A 17,994-nucleotide genomic window follows, 5' to 3' on the forward strand; every position below is an offset into this window, starting at 1 on the left:
GGCTACTGCTGCTCGGGCTCGACCACGACGGCGAGTTCGGCCAGTGCGGCGTCCAGGGCCGCGCCCACCTCCTCGGGGCCGTCCCCGACCGCGATCACGTGGCCCAGCCGGTCGTACGCCTCCCGGACCGGCCGCACCGAGCGGCCCACCGCGGCCGTCACCGTGACCCGGTCCACCCCGGCGACCGCGGCCGCCCGCTCGACGCCCTCGACGGCGGCCAGCCGGCCCGCCCCGGCGGCGGTCAGGAAGCGGATCCCGGCGGAGCGCTCCCGCTCCGGGGCCAGGTTCAGCGGCAGTCCGGCGGCGGCGCGGATCTGCTGGTCCAGCAGGTCGATGCCGGTCGCGGGCCGGATCAGCTCCGGGATCATGCCGCCGGCCAGCCGGGCGTTGATCTCGATGACGGCCGGCCCGTCGGCGGTCAATCGCAGTTCGACGTGCGCCGGGCCGCGGTTCAGCCCGACGGCCTCCAGGCTGCGCCGGGCGGTGTCGGCCATTGCGGCGGCCGTCCCGGCGGGGAGCACGGCTGGGAACAGGTGCCCGGTCTCCACGAAGTACGGCAGCTCGCTGACGGTGCGCTGGGTGATGCCGACGCAGACCGCCTCGCCGTCCGCCCAGAACATCTCCGCGCTGAACTCCGGCCCGGTCAGGAACTCCTCCACCAGCACCGTCCCGGCACTGGCCTGGCCGCGCACGTTGCGGGTGACGGCCAGCAGCTTGCGGACCTGCCCGGTGGCGGTGGCCACGTCCTCGCACCACAGCACCTCGTGCGAGCCGGACTCGTCGACCGGCTTGACCACGCAGGGCAGGCCGACCGCCGCGACCGCGGCCTCGACCTCGGCGGGGTCGCGGACCTCGGCGAACCGGGGCTGGCGCACCCCGTGCGCGAGCAGGGTGCGGCGGGTCGCCGACTTGTCCCGGCAGGCCGCCAGCGCCGACGCCGGGTTCGCCGCCACCCCGAGCCCCTCGGCCAGCGCGGCCGCCTGGACCAGGTAGTACTCGCTGGTGGTGGTCACACCCGCCACCTCGCGGCCGCCGGCCGCCTCCTCGGCGGCCTTGCGCAGCGCCTGCGGGTCGTCGGTGTCGCAGACCACGACCCGGCAGCCGGTCTCCGCCAGCCCCTGGTAGCGGGCCGGGTCCACCACGAACAGCACCGGCTCCAGGCCGAGCCGCACCGCGGTGGTGAGGGCGAGCATGCCGGTGCCGGTGGTGTTGGACTCCACGAACAGCAGCAGCGGGCGCTCCCGGCGGGAGATCTCGGCGTACGACCAGCTGTGCACCGGCTCGCCGTAGCGAACGGGCGCCGGCTCGGTCGCCACCGCGGGCCGGACGGCGTCGGCGGTGACGGCGGTTGTGGAGGCGTCGGCGGCGTACACGGTGTCGACGTAGCGGTCGCCGCGGTCCGGCATGATGCCGACCAGCCGGGTGCCGGGCGCGGCGTTCGCCGCCAGATGGGTCAGCACCCGGTAGACCGAGCCGGAGGTGTTCCCGGCGAAGATCTTCTGCTCCCGGGCCAGTGCCCTGGTCGCGGCGAAGGCCTCGTCGTCGGAGAGCCAGTGCACCTCGTCGATCAGCCGGTAGTCGACGTTGTCCGGGTAGAGGCTGTTGCCGAGGCCGGACTGCCGGCGGGTCGGTACGTCGGGCTGACCGAACAGCACGCTGCCGACCGCGTCGACGCCGACCACCTTCAGCTCGGGGAAGCGTTCCAGCAGGGCCCGGGACGTCCCGCACAGCGAACCGCCGCTGCCCACCGAGCCCACCACCACGTCCACCGTCCCGAGGTCGGCGACGAGTTCCTCGGCCAGGCCCCGGTAGGCCGCCGGGTTCTGCGGGTTGGAGTACTGCTGCGGCCAGAAGGCGCCCGGCAGACCGGCCATCAGCTCGGCCAGCAGGTCCAGCCGGGCCGACTGCCAGCCCTGGTCGCCCATCGCCGACACCACGTGCACCTCGCAGCCCAGGGTGCGCAGCTTGGCGAGGGTGATCGGGTCGATCCGCGGATCGGTGACGATGTGCACCGGGTGGCCCAGGTGGGTGCCCACCAGCGCCAGGCCGAGCGCCATCGTCCCCGAGGAGCTCTCCACGATCGGCGCGCCCGGCTTCAGCGCCCCGGAGCGGCGGGCCTCGGTGACGACCTGCCGGGCCACCCGGTCCTTCATCGCGAAGTTGTTCGCCAGCTCCAGCTTCGCGTAGACCTCGACGCCCTCCGGCGCGGGCACCCGTAACCGGACCAGGGGCGTGTGACCGATGGCCTCGACGATCGATTCATGCCGCATGAGCTAGCTCCATGTCCTGAAGGTTGAGGGCCCGGACCGTGGTGGTGGTGCCGGGCAGGGTCGAACAGGCCGCCACGGCGGCGGCCAGGCGGGGCCCGTGGTCGGCGTCGTTCTCGTCCAGCAGGAGGCCCAGCAGGGTGCCGCTGTGCGCGCACACCACCCCCTGCGCACCGACCCGTTCGGCGATCGCGAGCATCGCGTCGAGGTTGCGCTTGGGCGCCAGGCGTTGGTTCAGCACCGCGCTGCGGGTCGTCACCGCCCCCACCCGGGCGAGGTCGCCGGCCCGCACCGCCGCGGCGAGCTCCGCCAGCAGGTCCGCGTACTCGGCGCAGTGCGCCGGGGAGAACACCTTGGGCACCCGGTTGAACGCCACCGTGTCCAGGAGCCCGCCCTCGTCCACCGCGACCACGGTCGCCGCCGGGAGGCCGCCGAGGCGCTCGCGCAGCCGCACCTCGCGGTGTTCGAAGGCCACCACCCCGGGGTGCATCACCCCGTCGGTCGGCTCGATCGGGCGCAGCCAGCGCTCCACCGCGGCCGGTGAGGTGTCCAGGCCCACCGCGGCGCCGACCGCCCGTACGGTGGCGACCAGGTCGGCCGAGGAGCTGGCCATCCCCTTGCCGACCGGCAGGTCGCCGTCCAGCAGCAGCACCCCGCCGGCCGGCCGGTCGCAGGAGGCGAGCATCGCGTCGGCCACCCGGCGGGTCTTGGTCTTGTGCGAGGGGAAGACGCGCAGCGGGCCGTCCGGGTCGAGGCGGAAGCGGGCCCGGGCCCAGCGGTCGACCGGCAGCGTGACCAGGAACTCCGGGCCGCCGGGCAGCGCGCCCTGGAGGAGTTCGCCGAAGGTGCCGAACGCGCGGGCCGAGCCGGTCCGCAGGTCGATCCCGCGGCGGGGGGCGGCGAGAGAGGGACGGCGCGGGGGCTCGGGCCGGGACGGGGGCTCGGGCTGGCGCGGGGTCACGGGCTGGGGCGGGGTCACGGGCTGGGGCTGCGGCGGGGTCAAGGCCGTTCCGCCGGGGTGTCCGCCGCCGCCGACGGCGCGAGCAGCGCCGCGACCCGGTCCGCCGCCGCCCGTACGGCGGCGTCCCGCTCCGCCCACCGCGCGGTCAACCGCTCGTGCTCGCCGAGGAGTTCGACGAGGGTCGCGCGGACCTGGTCGGGGTGGGTCGAGCCGACCGAGGTCTTGGCGCGCAGGCCCGCCTCGACGCTCAGCGACGCGGCCAACAGTGCCTCGGGACCGGCCAGTCGGTGCCCGGCCTGCTCCGCGATCGCCGAGAGCAGCGCGGCGTCCCCGTCCGCCGGGGCCAGGCCCTTGTCCAGCGCGGCCCTGATGTAGCGGCCCGCGATGATCTGCGCGGTGCGCCAGGGCACGCCCTCGTCCAGGGTCAGCCGGTTGGCGAGGGTGAAGCCGCCGAGGAACTCGCCCTCGCAGGCCGCGCGCATCCGGTCGGTGCGGAACTCCAGACCGGTGACCACGGCGTGCGCGAGCCGCAGCGTCGAGCGCAGCGCCTCGGTCTGCACCCGCAGGTGCGCGCCTGCCTCCTTGGAGACCTCCACCGTGTTGGTGTACGGGGTGTTGCGCTGCGCCGCCGCCAGTTCGGCCGCGCTGCCCGCCACCAGCGCGCAGCGGCCGCGGATCCGCTCCAGCACGGGGAAGTTCTTCTTCTGCGGCATCGCGGCGGAGATCCCGGAGAGCTCGTCCGGGAGGTCCAGGAAGCCGTGGGCGCTGCCGCCCCAGGCCATCAGGTCGGTGGTGAAGCGGCTGAGCGCGACGGCGAAGTTCGCCGCCTCGGCCGCGATCGCCAGCGCCCAGCCGCGCGAGGCGACGGCCACCAGGGCGTGCGGCTGGGGCCGGGCGAAGCCGAGCAACTCGGCCATCCGGGTGCGGTCCCAGGCGAGTTCCTGGCCGGCCATGCTGCCGGCGCCCAGCGGCGAGGCGTCGATCTCGTCGTACGCGGCCAGCAGTCGGCGCACCGCGGTGAGCGTCTCGCTGGACAGCGCGGCCAGGTAGAAGCCGGGGCTGACGACCTGGGCGGCCTGGGCGTGGGTGTAGCCGGGCATCGGCACCTCGACCGCGCCCGCCGCCAGCTCGCGGACCGCCGCGTCGAAGGCGAGCAGGTCGGCGGCCAGCGCCCGCACCTGCTCGCGGGCGGACAGCAGCTGGGCGCACACCTGGAGGTCGTTGCGGCTGCGGTCCACGTGCCAGGCCGCGAACGGCGCGACCGGGCCGGCCGCCACGTGCCGCTCCAGGGCGAAGGAGATGTCCGACATGTTCTCCCGGGGGTTCGCCCGGACGGTCTCCGGGGACACCCCGTCCAGCCGGTCCGCGATCGCGGCGGTCCCCGCGTCGTCGACCAGCTCCATCCGCCGGTACTCCAGCAGCAGCACCTTCTCGATCGCCACGTAGTGCCGCAGCAGGTGCTCGGCCTCGTAAGCGAACTGCGGCGCCAGCACCTCCTCGTGCCACACCTCACTCGGTATGCCGACGATCCGACCGGTCACCGTCATGTCGTGCTCCTCAGAAGAACCGATGGGGCGGCCCGGCCCCCGCGGGGGGCGTCCGGCTCGGACGGTCGGCGGGCGCCGGCGGGAGAACCGGCGGACCGCTCGTCGTGGGCCGGTCGGGGCGGCCGGGTTCCGGCGGCTCCGGGCAGCAGGGACAACAGCATGGACAGCGGCGTGGCCGGCTCGGCGAGGGCGGCGCCGAGCAGTGCCAGGTAGTCGTCGAGCAGGCCGCGGGCGGTGGCGGGAGCGAACAGCTCGCTGTCGTACACCAGGCGGGCGGCGCGGTCGGCGACTTCGAGCAGCAGGTCGTCCTCGGCGAAGCCGCACGGGGGGCCGGGTTCCGCGCCCCCGGTCAGGGCGAAGGCGAGCCGGTGGAGCGGCGGTTCGGCCGGTCGGCGCAACGGCAGCTCCCGGTGCTCCCGGTGCTCCTGATGCGCCCGGTGCTCCCGGGCGGCCGGCGCGACGCTCCGGACCCGGTCGACCAGTTCGGCGAAGGCCGGGTCGCCGGAGGTGTCCAGGCGCAGCACCGCCGTGCCGGCCAGGGCGCCGACCAGCGAACGGGTCTCCGGCCGGTTGCGCCCGGAGACGGGTACGCCGATCGCGTGGTCCGTCCGGCCGGAGCGGTCGTGCAGCAACGCCGCGTAGGCGGCCAGCAGCAGCACGACGGGCGCCGCGTCGAGCCGGTCGGCGCCCGTCCGCAGCGCGGCCTGCAGGCCGGGCGGGAGGCCGGAGCGCACTTCGGCGGCCGCGAAGGCCGGTACGGGCGGACGCGGCCGGTCCAGCGGGATGCCGTGCCCGGGCGGCAGGCCGTCCAGCCGGCCGCGCCGGAACTCCCCGTGGGGTTGCCGGCGTTCGCCGGTGGCGCAGGTGGTGTCGGTGACGGTGGCCGTGGCGGTGACGGTGGCTGTGTCGACGGCGGTGGCTGCGTCGACGGCGGTGGCCGTGGCGTCGGCGTGTCGGCGCTCCGCGTGGTCGGCGAGGTCCAGCGGCAGCTCCGGCAGCACCGGGGCCCGGCCCTGCTCCGAGGCGGCGCACAGCTCGACGAGTTCGGCATTGAGCAGGAACAACGAGTCCTGGTCGCAGACCAGTTGGTGGGCGACCAGCACCACCGCCCAGTCCGCCTCACCGAGCCGGGCCGCGACCGCCCGCCACAGCGGCGCCCGGCCCGGGTCGAGGGGCTGGGCCGCCGCCCGGTCGGCGAGCTCGGCCAGCCGCTCGGTCCGCTTGCCGTCGTCCGGCCCCCGGAGGTCGGCGAACTCCACCGGGAGGTCGATCCGCGGGTGCACCACCTGCCGCAGCTCACCGTCCAGCACCCGCAGCGAGGTGCGCAGGGCGGTGTGCCGGTCGGCCAGTTCGCCGAGGGCACCGCGCAGCTGCGGCTCGTCGATCGCCGCGCCGATCCGGAAGGTGTCGGCCACGTGCTGGAGCAGCAGGCCCCGGGAGCGGCGGCCGGTCAGCCAGACCAGTACCTGGCCGTGGGCCGCACGGGCGACGCGCTCCCCGCCCGCGCCGGGCACGGCCGACCCGGTGGTTCCATCCGCCATCGCAGTTCCTGACCTCGTCGTCCCAACCTGTCGCGTACCGGGGCCGCCCGTCCCGAGGATCCCGTCCCGTGGATCCCGCCTGGATCCCCTCGGGCCCCGGGCGCGTCATACCACCGGGCTCCCGAGCCCGGTGCGAATCGCCCGGCTGATGGCGTCCAGGTTGTCGTCGAGGAAGAAGTGGCCGCCCGGGACCACGTGCTGGGTGAACGGCCCGGTCGTGTGCGCGGCCCAGCCGGCCGCGTCCTCGGGCCGGGCCGAGGCGTCCTCGGTGCCGGCGAAGGCGGTGATCGGCACCGGCACCGGCGGTTCGCCCCCGCAGTCGTACGCGTCCAGCCAGCCGAAGTCGGCCCGGCAGACCGGCAGGACGAGCTCCAGCAGCTCCGGCTCGTCCAGCACGGAGGCGGGCAGGCCTCCGCCGCGGACCAGCCGCTGCAGCATCTCGTCGTCGGGCAGTGCCGACAGGCCGTCGAAGATGTCGCCGCCACGCGGCTGGTCGGGCCGCGGGCACCCCGACACGAAGAGGTGGACGGGCAGTTCGGCCCCGTCCCGGCGCAGGCGGCGGACCACCTCGAACGCGAGGAGGGCACCCATCGAGTGGCCGAAGAGCGCGTACGGCCGGTCGGCGGAAGCCGCCACGGCCTCCGCGATCAGCTCCACCTCCACGGCCGCCGGCTCACCGATGCGGCGCTCCCGGCCCGGCAGGGCCAGTGCGGCGACCTCGACGTCGGGGCCGAGCGCGGCGGGCCAGCGGGTGTAGATGGCCGTAGCACCACCGGCGTAGGGGAAGCAGACGAGCCTGACCGGCGCCTCCGGGCGCAATTCTCGGGAAACGAACCATTTGTCGGGGAGTATCTGGCCGTTCACGGGCGCCATCCAGGAAGTCCGGCTTTTGGCCCGAGGTCGTCCGGAAAGTCCATGGTCTCCGAAGCGGCCTTTCTGGAAAAGATGCCAGAACTCATTCGACCCGTCACTGGATCGCCGCTCTGCGGAGGCCGGTTGTGCCGCCTGGTCGGTTCTGCCATCGAGGATGATGAATAGTGTGCCGATCAACCGCTGATGACTGTACCCCAGCTGAGTGAGCACGCTCAATAGTTGGCGATAGTCGGCCAACGGCGCGGCAGCGCCCCCCTCCTGAATGGGCCGATTCGACAACCGGCCCACCCCGGCGGGGAATCGGGGGGCGCAACTCACCGGGAAGTCGCATTGGCTTATCCGGCCACGCCCCGCACGGCGCGACCGGACGGATGCGGCCCACCCGTGCGGGCCGGGGCGGCCGGGGCCGGTCCGGCCACGACCCGAACGAACCGGCGCCGCCCGGCAGACCTCGACGTCGCTCCGCTCGCACGCGTCACTTGACTCGGCGAAGATCCTGACCTGGCCAGAGCTTGCGGCCTCAGGACACCAGGGGCCCCTCCGCGACCTCGGTCAGCGTCACGGTGCACAGCCCGCCCCGCTGGGCCTGCACGTCCGTGACTTCCAGCTGGGTGCCGGGCAGCAGGATGTACTCCTCCTCACCCGTGAACGCCGAGAACCGCTGGATGCCCGTTGCGCGCAGCGGCCGCACCTCGAACAGCGTCCGCTTGCCCCGGCTGCCGAGGAAGGCCCTCGCCACGCCGAGTTCGGAGGTGCAGGAGGACACGCCCCACCACGTGACCGTCCGCCCGAGCGGGTACTGCTTGCGCAGGTCCAGCGACACCCCGCGCCAGAGCGGCTCGGTGCGGACCGGCAGCTGCGACACCGCCGCGAACAGCAGGCGCAGGTACGGCAGGTACGGAACGAGCCGGCTGCGGTCCGGTGACCGCAGCACCGCGTTGATCTCCCGGTAGAACGCGGACTCGCAAGTGTAGAGGTACAACGCGGCGATGGCGTCGGCGGACAGGCCGGAGGCCGACCCCTCGTCCGCCCGCCGCCTGCCGAAGTCGTGCGACAGCGCGACGTGCCGGTCCAGCCCGCGCAGCAGCCCGGCGACCGGAGCAACGGCCTCCCGGAAGTCCATCAGCGGAGTGTCGAACACCCCGCTGATCGCGGGGAGTTCCAGGCCCTCGTCCTTGACGCTCGCCAGCCGGTCCAGGTAGAGCTGGTGCAGCTCCATGGTGGAGGCGATGAACGCGCCCATCCGCTCGGCGACCCCGCCGTCCGCGCCGTCGCCCTGCGCCGCGGCGGCGTTCCAGCCCTTGCTGGGCAGCCAGTCGATCTCGTCCGCGCCGAGCGAGGCGAGGGCGGCGTTCACCGTGGCGAAGTGGTCGTTGTCGCAGAAGATGTCGCCCTGGGCCGCCGGGTTGGCGTGGTCGATGTGGCGGACCCGGACCTCGGGGTACTTCTTCTCCAGCCGCTGCACCACGGTCTTCAGGCTGCGCGCGTGCGCGCCCCACCAGGCGAAGACGACACCCCGGTCCTCCTCCCCGGCCTGCTGCTTGGCCCGGAGGATCTCCTCGACGATCCGCTCGGCCACCGGCCGCCAGAACCCGGTGTGCTCGTCCGGGCCCATCGAGCCGTCGGCGCTGGCGGTGAGCGCCGCGTTCAGCAGCAGCACGCCCTGGGTCAGCATCGCCTGGAACCACTCCGGCGGCTGGACCGTCTCCTCCTTCTTCAGCAGCGCCCGGATGTCCGCGATCGGCGTCTTCTTGGGTATGCCGTACTTCCACATCGCCGCCGCCTTGATGATGCAGCGGATGCTGATCACCCGGCCGAACTGGCTGTCCTTCCAGTCGTGGAAGGCGTTGTCGAACATCGCGATGCCGGTCGCGCTCTCCGGCCGCGGATAGGGGTTCTGGCCGAAGACCACAACCTTCCACTGGTGCGGTGCGTGCGGCTTGAGCGCCTGGAAGGTCAGCTCGCGGACGGGTACGACCTCCGGACTGCGGCCCGGGCCGATGAACGAGGCCGCGCCGGGCCGCGCCTCGATGACGGGCTTCAGCACCGGCAGCCACGGCTCGCCACCGCCCTGGAAGAGCTCCGCGAGGGCCAGCGGGTCGTTCGGGTCGGGCTGGACGGGGGTGGGGGAATCGGCAGCGCTCATGACGGAACTCCGGCTGGATCGGAACACGGAAAAGTCGTACGACCGCCCGTCAGTTCCCCGACGGGCAGCACATTCCTAACAGCCGGGACCGACAGTCCAGGGTGGCCGGCCGACGGCGGGACGGATTGTCGGTGGCGCGCGCTAACTTCCTGATCGGCGGCCGGACACAGCTCGCCGAACACCAGGGCTCGACGAACGACAGGGCTCGACGAAGACAGGAGTGGCAGCATGACGACGGACCGCGCGCAGTCCCCGCTCAAGGTGGTGCTGACGGACCTCAACGCGACGGTGGTCGAGTCGTGGCGGGCGGCCTTCGCCGACGTCCCCGACGTCGAGATCCGGCACGGCTCGATCCTCGCCGAGGAGGTCGACGCCTGGGTCAGCCCGACCAACTCCCGCGGCCGGATGGACGGCGGGACGGACGCGGCGGTCAAGCGGCACCTGGGGGCGGGCATCCAGCTGAAGGTGCAGCGGGCGATACGCAGCCGGTACGCGGGCACGCTGCCGGTGGGCAGCGCCGTCTGCGTGCCGTCCGGGGCGGTCAGCCCGAAGTTCCTGATATCCGCGCCCACGATGGAGGCGTCCGCGCAGAACGTGAGCGAGACCCTGAACGTGGCCCTCGCCTGCGCGGCCGCCTTCCAGGCCGTCCACCGGCAGAACCGGCTGGCGCCGGGCAGCATCCGGTCGGTGGCGCTGGTCGGCATGGGCGCCCGGACCGGGCGGGTGCCGGCCCGGGTGTGCGCCAACCTGATGTGGACGGGCTACACGCTCTTCAACGACCACCACTTCGAGGACGACGACGACCTGCGCGCCACCGTCCTGGCCCAGTTGGAGGACCTCGAACAGGCCGCGCCCACCACGCGGGTGCGCATCGCGGCGCCGACGGGCCGCGGCCGGTCGCGGAAGTAGTCACGCGCGGGGCGGTAAATCGATTCCGAACGATGTTCCACCTGGTCTAGGTTGGGGCCCGTACCCGGATGATCACATCCGGTCCGGCACGCCCGACCGGCAGGAGAGAGCGCCATGGCAGACACAGTGCGGGAACTGAGCGGGGCGAAGGTGCTCGTGTGCGACCCCGCCGGGCCCGCGATCACCACCGTGCAGGACGCGCTGGATCTCATCGGCGCGACGTACGACGGCGCCGAGCTGGTCGCCGTGCCCGCCGACCGGCTGGACGACACGTTCTTCGTCCTGAGTACCGGGTTCGCCGGCGAGGTGATGCAGAAGTTCGTCAACTACCAGGTCCGGCTGGTCATCCTCGGGGACATCTCCCGCCACCTGGAGGCCAGTTCGGCACTGCGCTCGCTCGTCGTCGAGTCGAACCGGGGCTCCCACGTCTGGTTCCTCGCGGACACCGATGCCCTCGCGGCCCGGCTGGAGCCCGCTGCCTGACCTTGCCACGCACTCGCCGTGCACCCCCGCGCCGCGCCGGCCTCCGGCGCGGCGCGCGGCGTTTCCGGCGCGGCGCGCGGCGTTTCCGGCGCGGCGCGCGGGCGCTCAGCCGTACTCGGCGATCAGCCGGGCGGCGGCGAGCAGCGCGCGCTCCGCGTGGGCACGGCGCTCGGCCTGGGTACGGCGGGACGACGCCTCCTGCGGGGGTGCCCCGGGAGTGGTGGCCGTTCCATCATGCGAGGGCATGGCACCACGCTAGGGTCGAAGTCGCTTGTCGGCTAACAAGCACGTGTGTGCGACGAGGCACTCCCCGGCCCCGCCGCCCCGGCAGAAGGGACACCTCGATGACCGCCACCATGCTCGCGGGCCGCCTCGACGTCACCAAGGGCGCGTTCGCCGTCGAGGAGGTGCCCGTCCCGGCGCCCGGTCCGGGCGAGGTGCTGATCAAGGTCGAGGCCGCCGGCGTGTGCCTCTCCGACGTCCACCTGATCGACGGCACGCTCAAGCCGTTCCTCCTCAAGGGCGACAAGGTCACCCTCGGCCACGAGGTGGCGGGCACCGTCCACACCCTCGGCGCGGGCGTGACCGGCGCCGCCGTCGGCGACCGGGTCCTGCTGCAGGCCGGCGAGAGCCGCGACGGCAGGGTGTTCACCCGCGGCGTGGACTACGACGGCGGCTGGGCCGAGTACGCGCTCGCCACCGCCACGACGCTGGTGCCGATCCCGGACGGGCTCCCCTTCGAGCAGGCCTGCTTCCTCCCCGACGCGGTCTCCACCCCCTGGGCCGCCATCACCACGACGGGAGCGGTCCGCCCGGCCGAGGCCGTCGGCGTCTGGGGCGTCGGCGGGCTCGGCGCCCACGGCGTCCAGCTGCTGCGCGCGATCGGCGCCTTCCCGATCGTCGCCGTGGACCCGCTCCCGGCCGCCCGGGAACGCGCCCGCGCCTTCGGTGCCGACGCAGCCCTGGACCCGGCCGACCCGCAGTTCTCCGCACACCTGCGCGCGGCCACCGGCGGCCGGCCGCTCGCCGCCGCCTTCGACTTCGCGGGCGTCGCCCCGGTGCGCGAGCAGGCCATGGCCGCCCTCGGCGAGCGCGGCCGTCTGGTGCTCGTCGGCCTCACCGACAAGCCGCTGACCGTCACCGACGGCACCCGGCTCAGCTATCTGCGCCAGCAGATCCTCGGCCACTACGGCTCCGACGGCCAGGACGTCATCGACCTGGTCAACCTGGTCCGCGGCGGCCGCCTGGACTTCGCCCGCTCGGTCAGCGGCACCTTCCCGCTGGCCGAGGCCGCCCGCGCCGTCGAGGCTCTGGAGCGCAAGGAGGGCAACCCGATCCGCCTGGTCCTCAAGCCCTGACCCGGCCGGTGTCCGGAGCACGGGCGGGTGCTCGGCTCCGGGGCCCGACCGACCCGGCCGCCGTGACCCCGCGCCGCCGCCCTCCCCGGGCGAACCCCCGGTCCTCGTCGGCTCGGCCGCCACCTCCCCCGTGCCGGACCGGTTGGCGAAGCGTCGAGGGAACGTCCGCCCAACGTCCTTCCCGCCCCCACCCGGTACGGGCAGACTGCGATGCGAACGAGCAATCGGGAACGTCGAGCGGCCCCATGGAGGGGCCGCCGTCCCGCTCACAGGGGGGCACTCCCATGGTCAGACTCCGCGCGACCCGGCGCACCGTCGCCCTCGCCGCCGGCGCCTTCGCGCTCGCCACCAGCGCCACCGGCGCGACCGGCGGCACCGCGTCCGCATCCGGCGCCAACTGGCAGGGCTGGTCCGGGAACTGTTTCGGGTACACCCTCTTCAACGCCAACCAGGTGACCGGTTACGTCGTGCCGCACAACGGCGCCACGTGCATGGTCACCATCTACCAGAGCGAGGACGGCGGCAATCACTGGACCAGCAGCTGGTCCACCGCGTGGTCGACCTCGCCCGCCAACACGCCCACGTGGTGGCACGGCTACGCCTCGAACGGCGCCATCCTCACGGACCAGGTCTGTGTCGACGACGAGACGACCGTCAGCTCCTGCAGCGGGAACTACAACTAGGCCGATCCTTCGGATCGTCCCGCTCGCGAGGAGGGCAGCCGGCCGGCTCCGACCCCCGCGACCTCGAACGTGCCCCGCATCGCGCCCTGCCGTCGATCCAGGTCCGGACCGGCGGCCGGGCGGACAGAGCGCACCACCGTCAGGGCCCGCACCTGCGCAGACCACTGGCCCGCTACTCCACCGGCGACACGTACAGCACCGGGCCCGCCGGCCCCGCGGCCGCCCCCTTCGACTCCAGGTACAGCCGCGCCCGGAACACCCCGGACAGACTCGCCGTCACCGTCGTACCCGCCCACAGGCACAGCGCCGCGGCGGCCGACATTAACGTGCCGAGCCCCCGGTCGGTCGCCACGAGCCCGAGGACGAACAGCACCACGGAAGGCAGGAACGTCAGCAGGAACGGCAGGGCCAACCAGGTCGAGCCACGCATGAGATCCGCGCGGTCCCGCCGGTACACCTCCCGCGAGCGCCGCACCGCCTCGCGTACCCCGACCCCGTCGAGCACCAGCGCCGGCACCACCAGGTAGTTCCCGAGCGCCCACGCCATGCCGACCAGCAACAGCGCCCCGAGCACCTGCACCAGGCCGATCGGCGCCCACCCGGCGATCACCCGCACCCGCCCCGCAACCCGCCCGCAGCTGGCCCTGATCCCCACCGGCCGCCCCCGCAGGGCGTCGGCAGCGGCGACGAGCAAGGCCGAAGTGCCGAACACCGCAAGGAACGACAGCACCACCAGCCCCGCCACGCCCAGCGCGAGGCTCCCGCCGAGCAACACCTCCGCCCGCACCACCAGCGCGGCGCCCCCGCCCACCACCGCCACCGTGATCCCGGGAAGCAGCAGCAGCTTCTTCCGCCGCCACACCACCCCCACCAACGCCCGCACGGCTCCGCTCCCGCTCAACGCCCACCCCGGTCGTCGTCCTGACCCCGCCGCTACTCCAGCAGGCTGCCCATGTGCCCGTCGTCGATCCGTATCGGCCAGAAGTGGCTCTCGCTCTCGAACGCCTCCGGGTCGAGGGCGCGCATCACCGCCTCGGCCGCGCCGTCGAGGAGTTCGGACGGCGTGAACACCGACCACGGGCCGTGCCTCCGCGGGCGCTCCGTCCCGCGGCGCACGGCCCGCAGGCGCTCGAAGGTCCACAGCACGTACAGCAGGGCGGACAGGTCCCGGTGCAGGTAGGCGGCCGGCTCGCCGTCGTCCCAGGAATCGGGGAGTTCGACCCGCCCCGTGGCCCCGTCCAGCACGACCACGAAGCCGTACATCCAGCCGCCGACGACCAGGAACCCGCCCTGCTGCGGGCGGGTCGACAGCTCGTCCTCGTCCTCGCCCTCCTCCCCGCCCTCGAAGTTCTCCGGGTACTCCTCCGCCAGGGTGCGCAGCGCCCCCTCGGCGTCGACTCGAAGCACGCACCGGCCGGAGACGGGCAGGCCGACCTCGCGCAGCAGCCGGCGGGTCGGACCGTGGCTGATGGCCGCGGGCAGCTCTGCCTCCTCGAACCGCCGGACGCCGCCCTCGCCCTTCAGCGTCGCGAGGTCCTCGACCAGGGCCGCGGGGACCGCGTACGCCAGCTCGCCCGGCCCACCCGCCCGGGCGCCCCAGCCGAGGGCACGGACCGTCAGCGCCGTCTCCCAGTGCGCGGGCCGGTCGTCCGTCCGGCGGAACAGCTCCGGGTCCGCCTCGCGCAGCAGCTGCCGCACCAGCTGCTGCACCTCGGTGACGGCCGCCGGGCCGTACGGCCGCACCTCGCCCTCCGCCAGGCCGTGCTCACCGGTGGCGGCCGCGCTCACCGCCTCGATCTCCGCCGCCAGCGCGATCAGGCACTGCGGGCTGCTGGCCAGCAGATCCCGCTGGAGCACGTCGTCATCGTCCGGCCGGGCGAGGAAGACCTCACCGCTCGCACCGTCCAGCAGCACGGTGACCGGCCCCTCGAAGGCCCCGTACCGTGCCTCGCCCAGCACGTAGAGCCCCTCGGTGCCCCGAACTCCCTGCCGCTCGTACCAGGAGTTCGCGGACTGCAGCGGCTCGTCCCCCGAGGCCTCCAGGTCCAGGTACGCGTACGACCAGCACAGCTCCCCGGCCGCGAGCAGCTCCCGGCTCGGCCCGTGCGTGACCCCCTCGGGCACCACCCGAAGCCGCCCGGCCTCCACACCAGTCCCCGTCACCGCACGCCCCCTGACCCGCCGCCCCACGACGGACGATCTTCCACCGACGCGAGCGACCATAGCCGACCGTACTGACAACCGGCCCCGGTCCCCCGGTCCACGAACCGTCAGTTCCCGGCGGCCGTGCACCGAAATGGCATGCACGCCACTAGCCAACCGTCCAGTAGCGCCCCTACCGTCGACTCCCCGTGGCTTCGACGGAGGAGCTCGCCTTGCGCCCACGCACACGCCCCCACCGCCTCCGGTCCGCCGCCGTCGCCCTCGCGTCGGCCCTGTTCGTCACCGCCGCCCTGGCCGCACCGGCCACCGCCGCCCCCTCCCCCCGCGCAACGGCCGCGCCCGACTACTGCGGCGGCCGCTGCACCGACATCCTCCCGCCCGGCGAGAACGGCAACGCCACACTCGCCGAGATCCTGCTGAACCGGATGTTCGGCAGCCGTCCCGCGCACACCGACGACCAGCTCGGGCCGTACGCCGCGCTCGCCTCCGGGTACCCCGGGCTCACCGAGGCCGGGTTGCGGAACTTCTTCAACGACGCGTCCTTCGGGGTGCCCGCCGACCAGGTGGCCAGTACCGCCGCTCCGCGTCCCGACGTGACGATCGTGCGCGACAAGGCCACCGGCGTGCCGCACATCACCGGCACCACCCGGTACGGGACCGAGTTCGGCGCGGGCTACGCCGCCGCGCAGGACCGGCTCTGGGTGATGGACCTGTTCCGGCACGTCGGCCGCGGCGAGCTGTCCGGCTTCGCGGGCGGCGCGGCCGCCAACCGGCAGCTGGAGCAGAGCTTCTGGCAGGCCGCGCCGTACACCGAGGCCGAGTTGCAGCAGCAGATCGACGCGCTCGCCGCCCGCGGCGGCCGGGCCACCCAGGCGCTCGCCGACGCCAACGCCTACCTGGACGGCATCAACCAGTACGTCACGGAGGCCTACAACGGCCGTACCTTCCCCGGCGAGTACGACCTGACCGGGCACATCGACCCGATCACCAACGCCGGTTCGATCGCGCCCTTCAAGCTCACCGACCTGGTCGCCCTGGCCTCCGTGGTCGGCGCGCTGTTCGGCTCCGGCGGCGGCGGTGAACTCGCGTCCGCCCAGGTCAAGTCGGCCGCCGAGGCCCGCTACGGCAAGGACACCGGGGACGCGGTGTGGCGGTCGCTGCGCGAGGCCGACGACCCGGAGGCCGTACGGACCCTGCACGACGGGCAGAGCTTCCCGTACGCGACCGTGCCCGACGACCCGCAGGGCCAGGCACTGCCCGACCCCGGCTCGCTGGTGCCCGAGCGGATGATCTACGACGCCACCGGCTCGGCGAACACCGCGACCACGAAGGCGAACGGCGTCCTGCCCGGCAACCTGCTGACCGCCAAGCACGGCATGTCCAACGCCCTGCTGGTGTCCGGCGCGCACACCGACGACGGCCACCCCGTCGCCGTGTTCGGCCCGCAGACCGGGTACTTCGCGCCGCAGTTGCTGATGCTGGAGGAGCTCCAGGGCCCGGGGATCAGCGCCCGCGGCGCGGCCTTCGCGGGTCTCAGCTTCTACGTGCAGCTCGGCCGCGGCCAGGACTACGCCTGGAGCGCCACCTCGGCCGGCCAGGACATCACCGACACCTACGCCGTCCCGCTCTGCACCACGGACGGCTCGCCGGTCACCACCGCCGCCAACTCCTACCGCTGGCACGGCAGTTGCCTGCCGTTCGACCGACTGGAACGGAAGGACGCGTGGAGTCCGACCACCGCCGACTCCACGCCGGCCGGCTCGTACACCCTGGTGATGTACCGCTCCGACTACGGGCTGGTGACGGCCCGCGGCACCGTCGGCGGCGCCCCCGTCGCCTTCACCTCGCTGCGCTCCACCTACCGGCACGAGGCCGATTCCATCATCGGCTTCCAGGAGCTGAACGACCCCGGCGCGGTGCACGACGCAACGAGCTTCCAGCGGGCGGCGCAGGACATCAACTACACCTTCAACTGGTTCTACGCCGACTCCCGCGACATCGCGTACTACAACTCCGGCAGCAACCCGGTCCGCGCCGCCGGCGTGGACCCGGGGCTGCCCGTGCTCGCCCGACCCGCGTACGAGTGGGCCGGCTTCGACCCCGCCACCAACACCGCCCGGTACACCCCGCCGGCCGAGCACCCGCAGTCCGTGAACCAGGACTACTACGTCTCCTGGAACAACAAGCAGGCGGACGGCTACACCGCCGCGGGCTTCGGCAACGGCTCGGTGCACCGCGCCAACCTGCTCGACGACCGGGTCAAGGCGCTGCTGCGGGGCGGCGGCAAGGTCGGCAGGGTCTCGCTCACCCAGGCCATGGAGAGCGCCGCGCTGGCCGATCTGCGGGCCGAGGACGTGCTGCCCGACCTGATCCGGGTGCTGCGCAGTGCACCGGTCACCGACCCGGCGGCCGCCACCGCCCTCCAGCAGCTGGAGGCCTGGCTCGCCGACGGCGCCCAGCGGAAGGAGACCTCACCCGGCAGCCACGGCTACGCGGACGCGACCGCGATCCGGGTGCTGGACGCCTGGTGGCCGCTGCTCGCCGACGGCGTGATGCGGCCCGGCCTCGGCGACCAGCTGTTCACCGCCCTGACCGGCGCGCTGCAGATCAACGAGTCGCCGTCGGGCGGTCAGACCGGCGCCTCCGCCGGCGGCCCGGTCAGCGCCAACGAGTCGATCCCGCACAAGGGTTCGGCCTTCCAGTACGGCTGGTGGAGCTATCTGGACAAGGACCTGCGGTCCGTCCTCGGCGACCCGGTCGCCGGACCGCTGGGCCGCCCCTTCTGCGGCGGCGGCGACCTCACGGCCTGCCGGAACGTCCTGCTCACCACCCTGAGCCAGGCCGCCGCCCGCACCTCCGCCCAGGTCTACCCGGGCGACGCGGACTGCGCGGCGGGCGACCAGTGGTGCGCCGACACCGTCATCCAGCGCCCGCTGGGCGGGGTGACGGACTCCAAGACCACCTGGCAGAACCGTCCGACCTACCAGCAGGTGGTGCAGTTCTCCGGCCACCGCTGAGCGGCGCGGCTCGCCGGTGCCCCCTCGCGGGGGCACCGGCGGGCCG

At 74.0% G+C, this 17,994-nt stretch carries 14 protein-coding genes; 5 read left to right on the forward strand and 9 right to left on the reverse strand.

Going from position 1 to position 17,994, the window contains the following annotated elements; all coding sequences use genetic code 11:
* Positions 1-2 precede the first annotated feature (2 nt).
* From ACFV1W_RS24670 to ACFV1W_RS24695, 6 genes are all read right to left on the reverse strand, one after another.
* On the reverse strand, positions 3-2,270 hold the full coding sequence (locus tag ACFV1W_RS24670; protein ID WP_380419401.1) for a pyridoxal-phosphate dependent enzyme: 2,268 nt from the start codon (positions 2,268-2,270) through the stop codon (positions 3-5).
* The gene (locus tag ACFV1W_RS24675) at positions 2,260-3,246 is read right to left on the reverse strand and encodes a kinase (protein ID WP_380419402.1); all 987 of its coding nucleotides are present in this window, start codon (positions 3,244-3,246) and stop codon (positions 2,260-2,262) included. The genes ACFV1W_RS24670 and ACFV1W_RS24675 overlap by 11 nt, the downstream gene beginning before the upstream one ends.
* 20 nt (positions 3,247-3,266) lie before the next feature.
* Positions 3,267-4,775 carry a lyase family protein gene (locus ACFV1W_RS24680; protein WP_380419403.1) on the reverse strand — a complete coding sequence of 503 codons (1,509 nt, stop codon included), beginning with the start codon at positions 4,773-4,775 and terminating at the stop codon, positions 3,267-3,269.
* Complete coding sequence (locus tag ACFV1W_RS24685; RefSeq protein ID WP_380419404.1) at positions 4,772-6,316, reverse strand: condensation domain-containing protein; 1,545 nt, start codon at positions 6,314-6,316, stop codon at positions 4,772-4,774. The genes ACFV1W_RS24680 and ACFV1W_RS24685 overlap by 4 nt, the downstream gene beginning before the upstream one ends.
* A gap of 105 nt (positions 6,317-6,421) precedes the next feature.
* Positions 6,422-7,180 carry a thioesterase II family protein gene (locus ACFV1W_RS24690; protein ID WP_380419405.1) on the reverse strand — a complete coding sequence of 253 codons (759 nt, stop codon included), beginning with the start codon at positions 7,178-7,180 and terminating at the stop codon, positions 6,422-6,424.
* Positions 7,181-7,709: 529 nt separating this feature from the next.
* Positions 7,710-9,335: an ADP-ribosyltransferase domain-containing protein gene (locus ACFV1W_RS24695; RefSeq protein ID WP_380419406.1), complete on the reverse strand. Its 1,626-nt coding sequence runs from the start codon at positions 9,333-9,335 to the stop codon at positions 7,710-7,712.
* 228 nt (positions 9,336-9,563) lie between these two features.
* On the opposite strand from ACFV1W_RS24695, the gene ACFV1W_RS24700 reads away from it, so the two are divergent.
* Together ACFV1W_RS24700 and ACFV1W_RS24705 are read left to right on the forward strand one after the other, a co-directional pair.
* Positions 9,564-10,244: a macro domain-containing protein gene (locus ACFV1W_RS24700; RefSeq protein WP_380419407.1), complete on the forward strand. Its 681-nt coding sequence runs from the start codon at positions 9,564-9,566 to the stop codon at positions 10,242-10,244.
* A gap of 114 nt (positions 10,245-10,358) precedes the next feature.
* Positions 10,359-10,727, forward strand: coding sequence for a DUF4180 domain-containing protein (locus ACFV1W_RS24705; protein ID WP_380419408.1), 369 nt, complete (start codon positions 10,359-10,361; stop codon positions 10,725-10,727).
* A 105-nt stretch (positions 10,728-10,832) separates the two neighbouring features.
* Here the strand turns inward: ACFV1W_RS24705 and ACFV1W_RS24710 are convergent, their stop codons facing one another.
* Positions 10,833-10,973 carry a hypothetical protein gene (locus tag ACFV1W_RS24710; RefSeq protein WP_380419409.1) on the reverse strand — a complete coding sequence of 47 codons (141 nt, stop codon included), beginning with the start codon at positions 10,971-10,973 and terminating at the stop codon, positions 10,833-10,835.
* Positions 10,974-11,071: 98 nt separating this feature from the next.
* Here ACFV1W_RS24710 and ACFV1W_RS24715 point away from each other — a divergent pair, with 98 nt between their 5' ends.
* Complete coding sequence (locus tag ACFV1W_RS24715; protein ID WP_380419410.1) at positions 11,072-12,085, forward strand: zinc-binding dehydrogenase; 1,014 nt, start codon at positions 11,072-11,074, stop codon at positions 12,083-12,085.
* A 284-nt stretch (positions 12,086-12,369) separates the two neighbouring features.
* The gene (locus ACFV1W_RS24720) at positions 12,370-12,768 is read left to right on the forward strand and encodes a hypothetical protein (protein ID WP_380419411.1); all 399 of its coding nucleotides are present in this window, start codon (positions 12,370-12,372) and stop codon (positions 12,766-12,768) included.
* Between the two features lie 172 nt (positions 12,769-12,940).
* Here the strand turns inward: ACFV1W_RS24720 and ACFV1W_RS24725 are convergent, their stop codons facing one another.
* Positions 12,941-13,639: a hypothetical protein gene (locus tag ACFV1W_RS24725; protein WP_380419420.1), complete on the reverse strand. Its 699-nt coding sequence runs from the start codon at positions 13,637-13,639 to the stop codon at positions 12,941-12,943.
* Positions 13,640-13,701: 62 nt separating this feature from the next.
* Positions 13,702-14,931, reverse strand: coding sequence for an SUKH-4 family immunity protein (locus ACFV1W_RS24730; protein ID WP_380419412.1), 1,230 nt, complete (start codon positions 14,929-14,931; stop codon positions 13,702-13,704).
* 212 nt (positions 14,932-15,143) lie between these two features.
* On the opposite strand from ACFV1W_RS24730, the gene ACFV1W_RS24735 reads away from it, so the two are divergent.
* Positions 15,144-17,948 carry a penicillin acylase family protein gene (locus tag ACFV1W_RS24735; protein WP_380419413.1) on the forward strand — a complete coding sequence of 935 codons (2,805 nt, stop codon included), beginning with the start codon at positions 15,144-15,146 and terminating at the stop codon, positions 17,946-17,948.
* The last annotated feature ends 46 nt before the right edge of the window (positions 17,949-17,994 follow it).

The organism is Kitasatospora sp. NPDC059648 (genome assembly GCF_042734825.1).
GTDB lineage: Bacteria > Actinomycetota > Actinomycetes > Streptomycetales > Streptomycetaceae > Kitasatospora.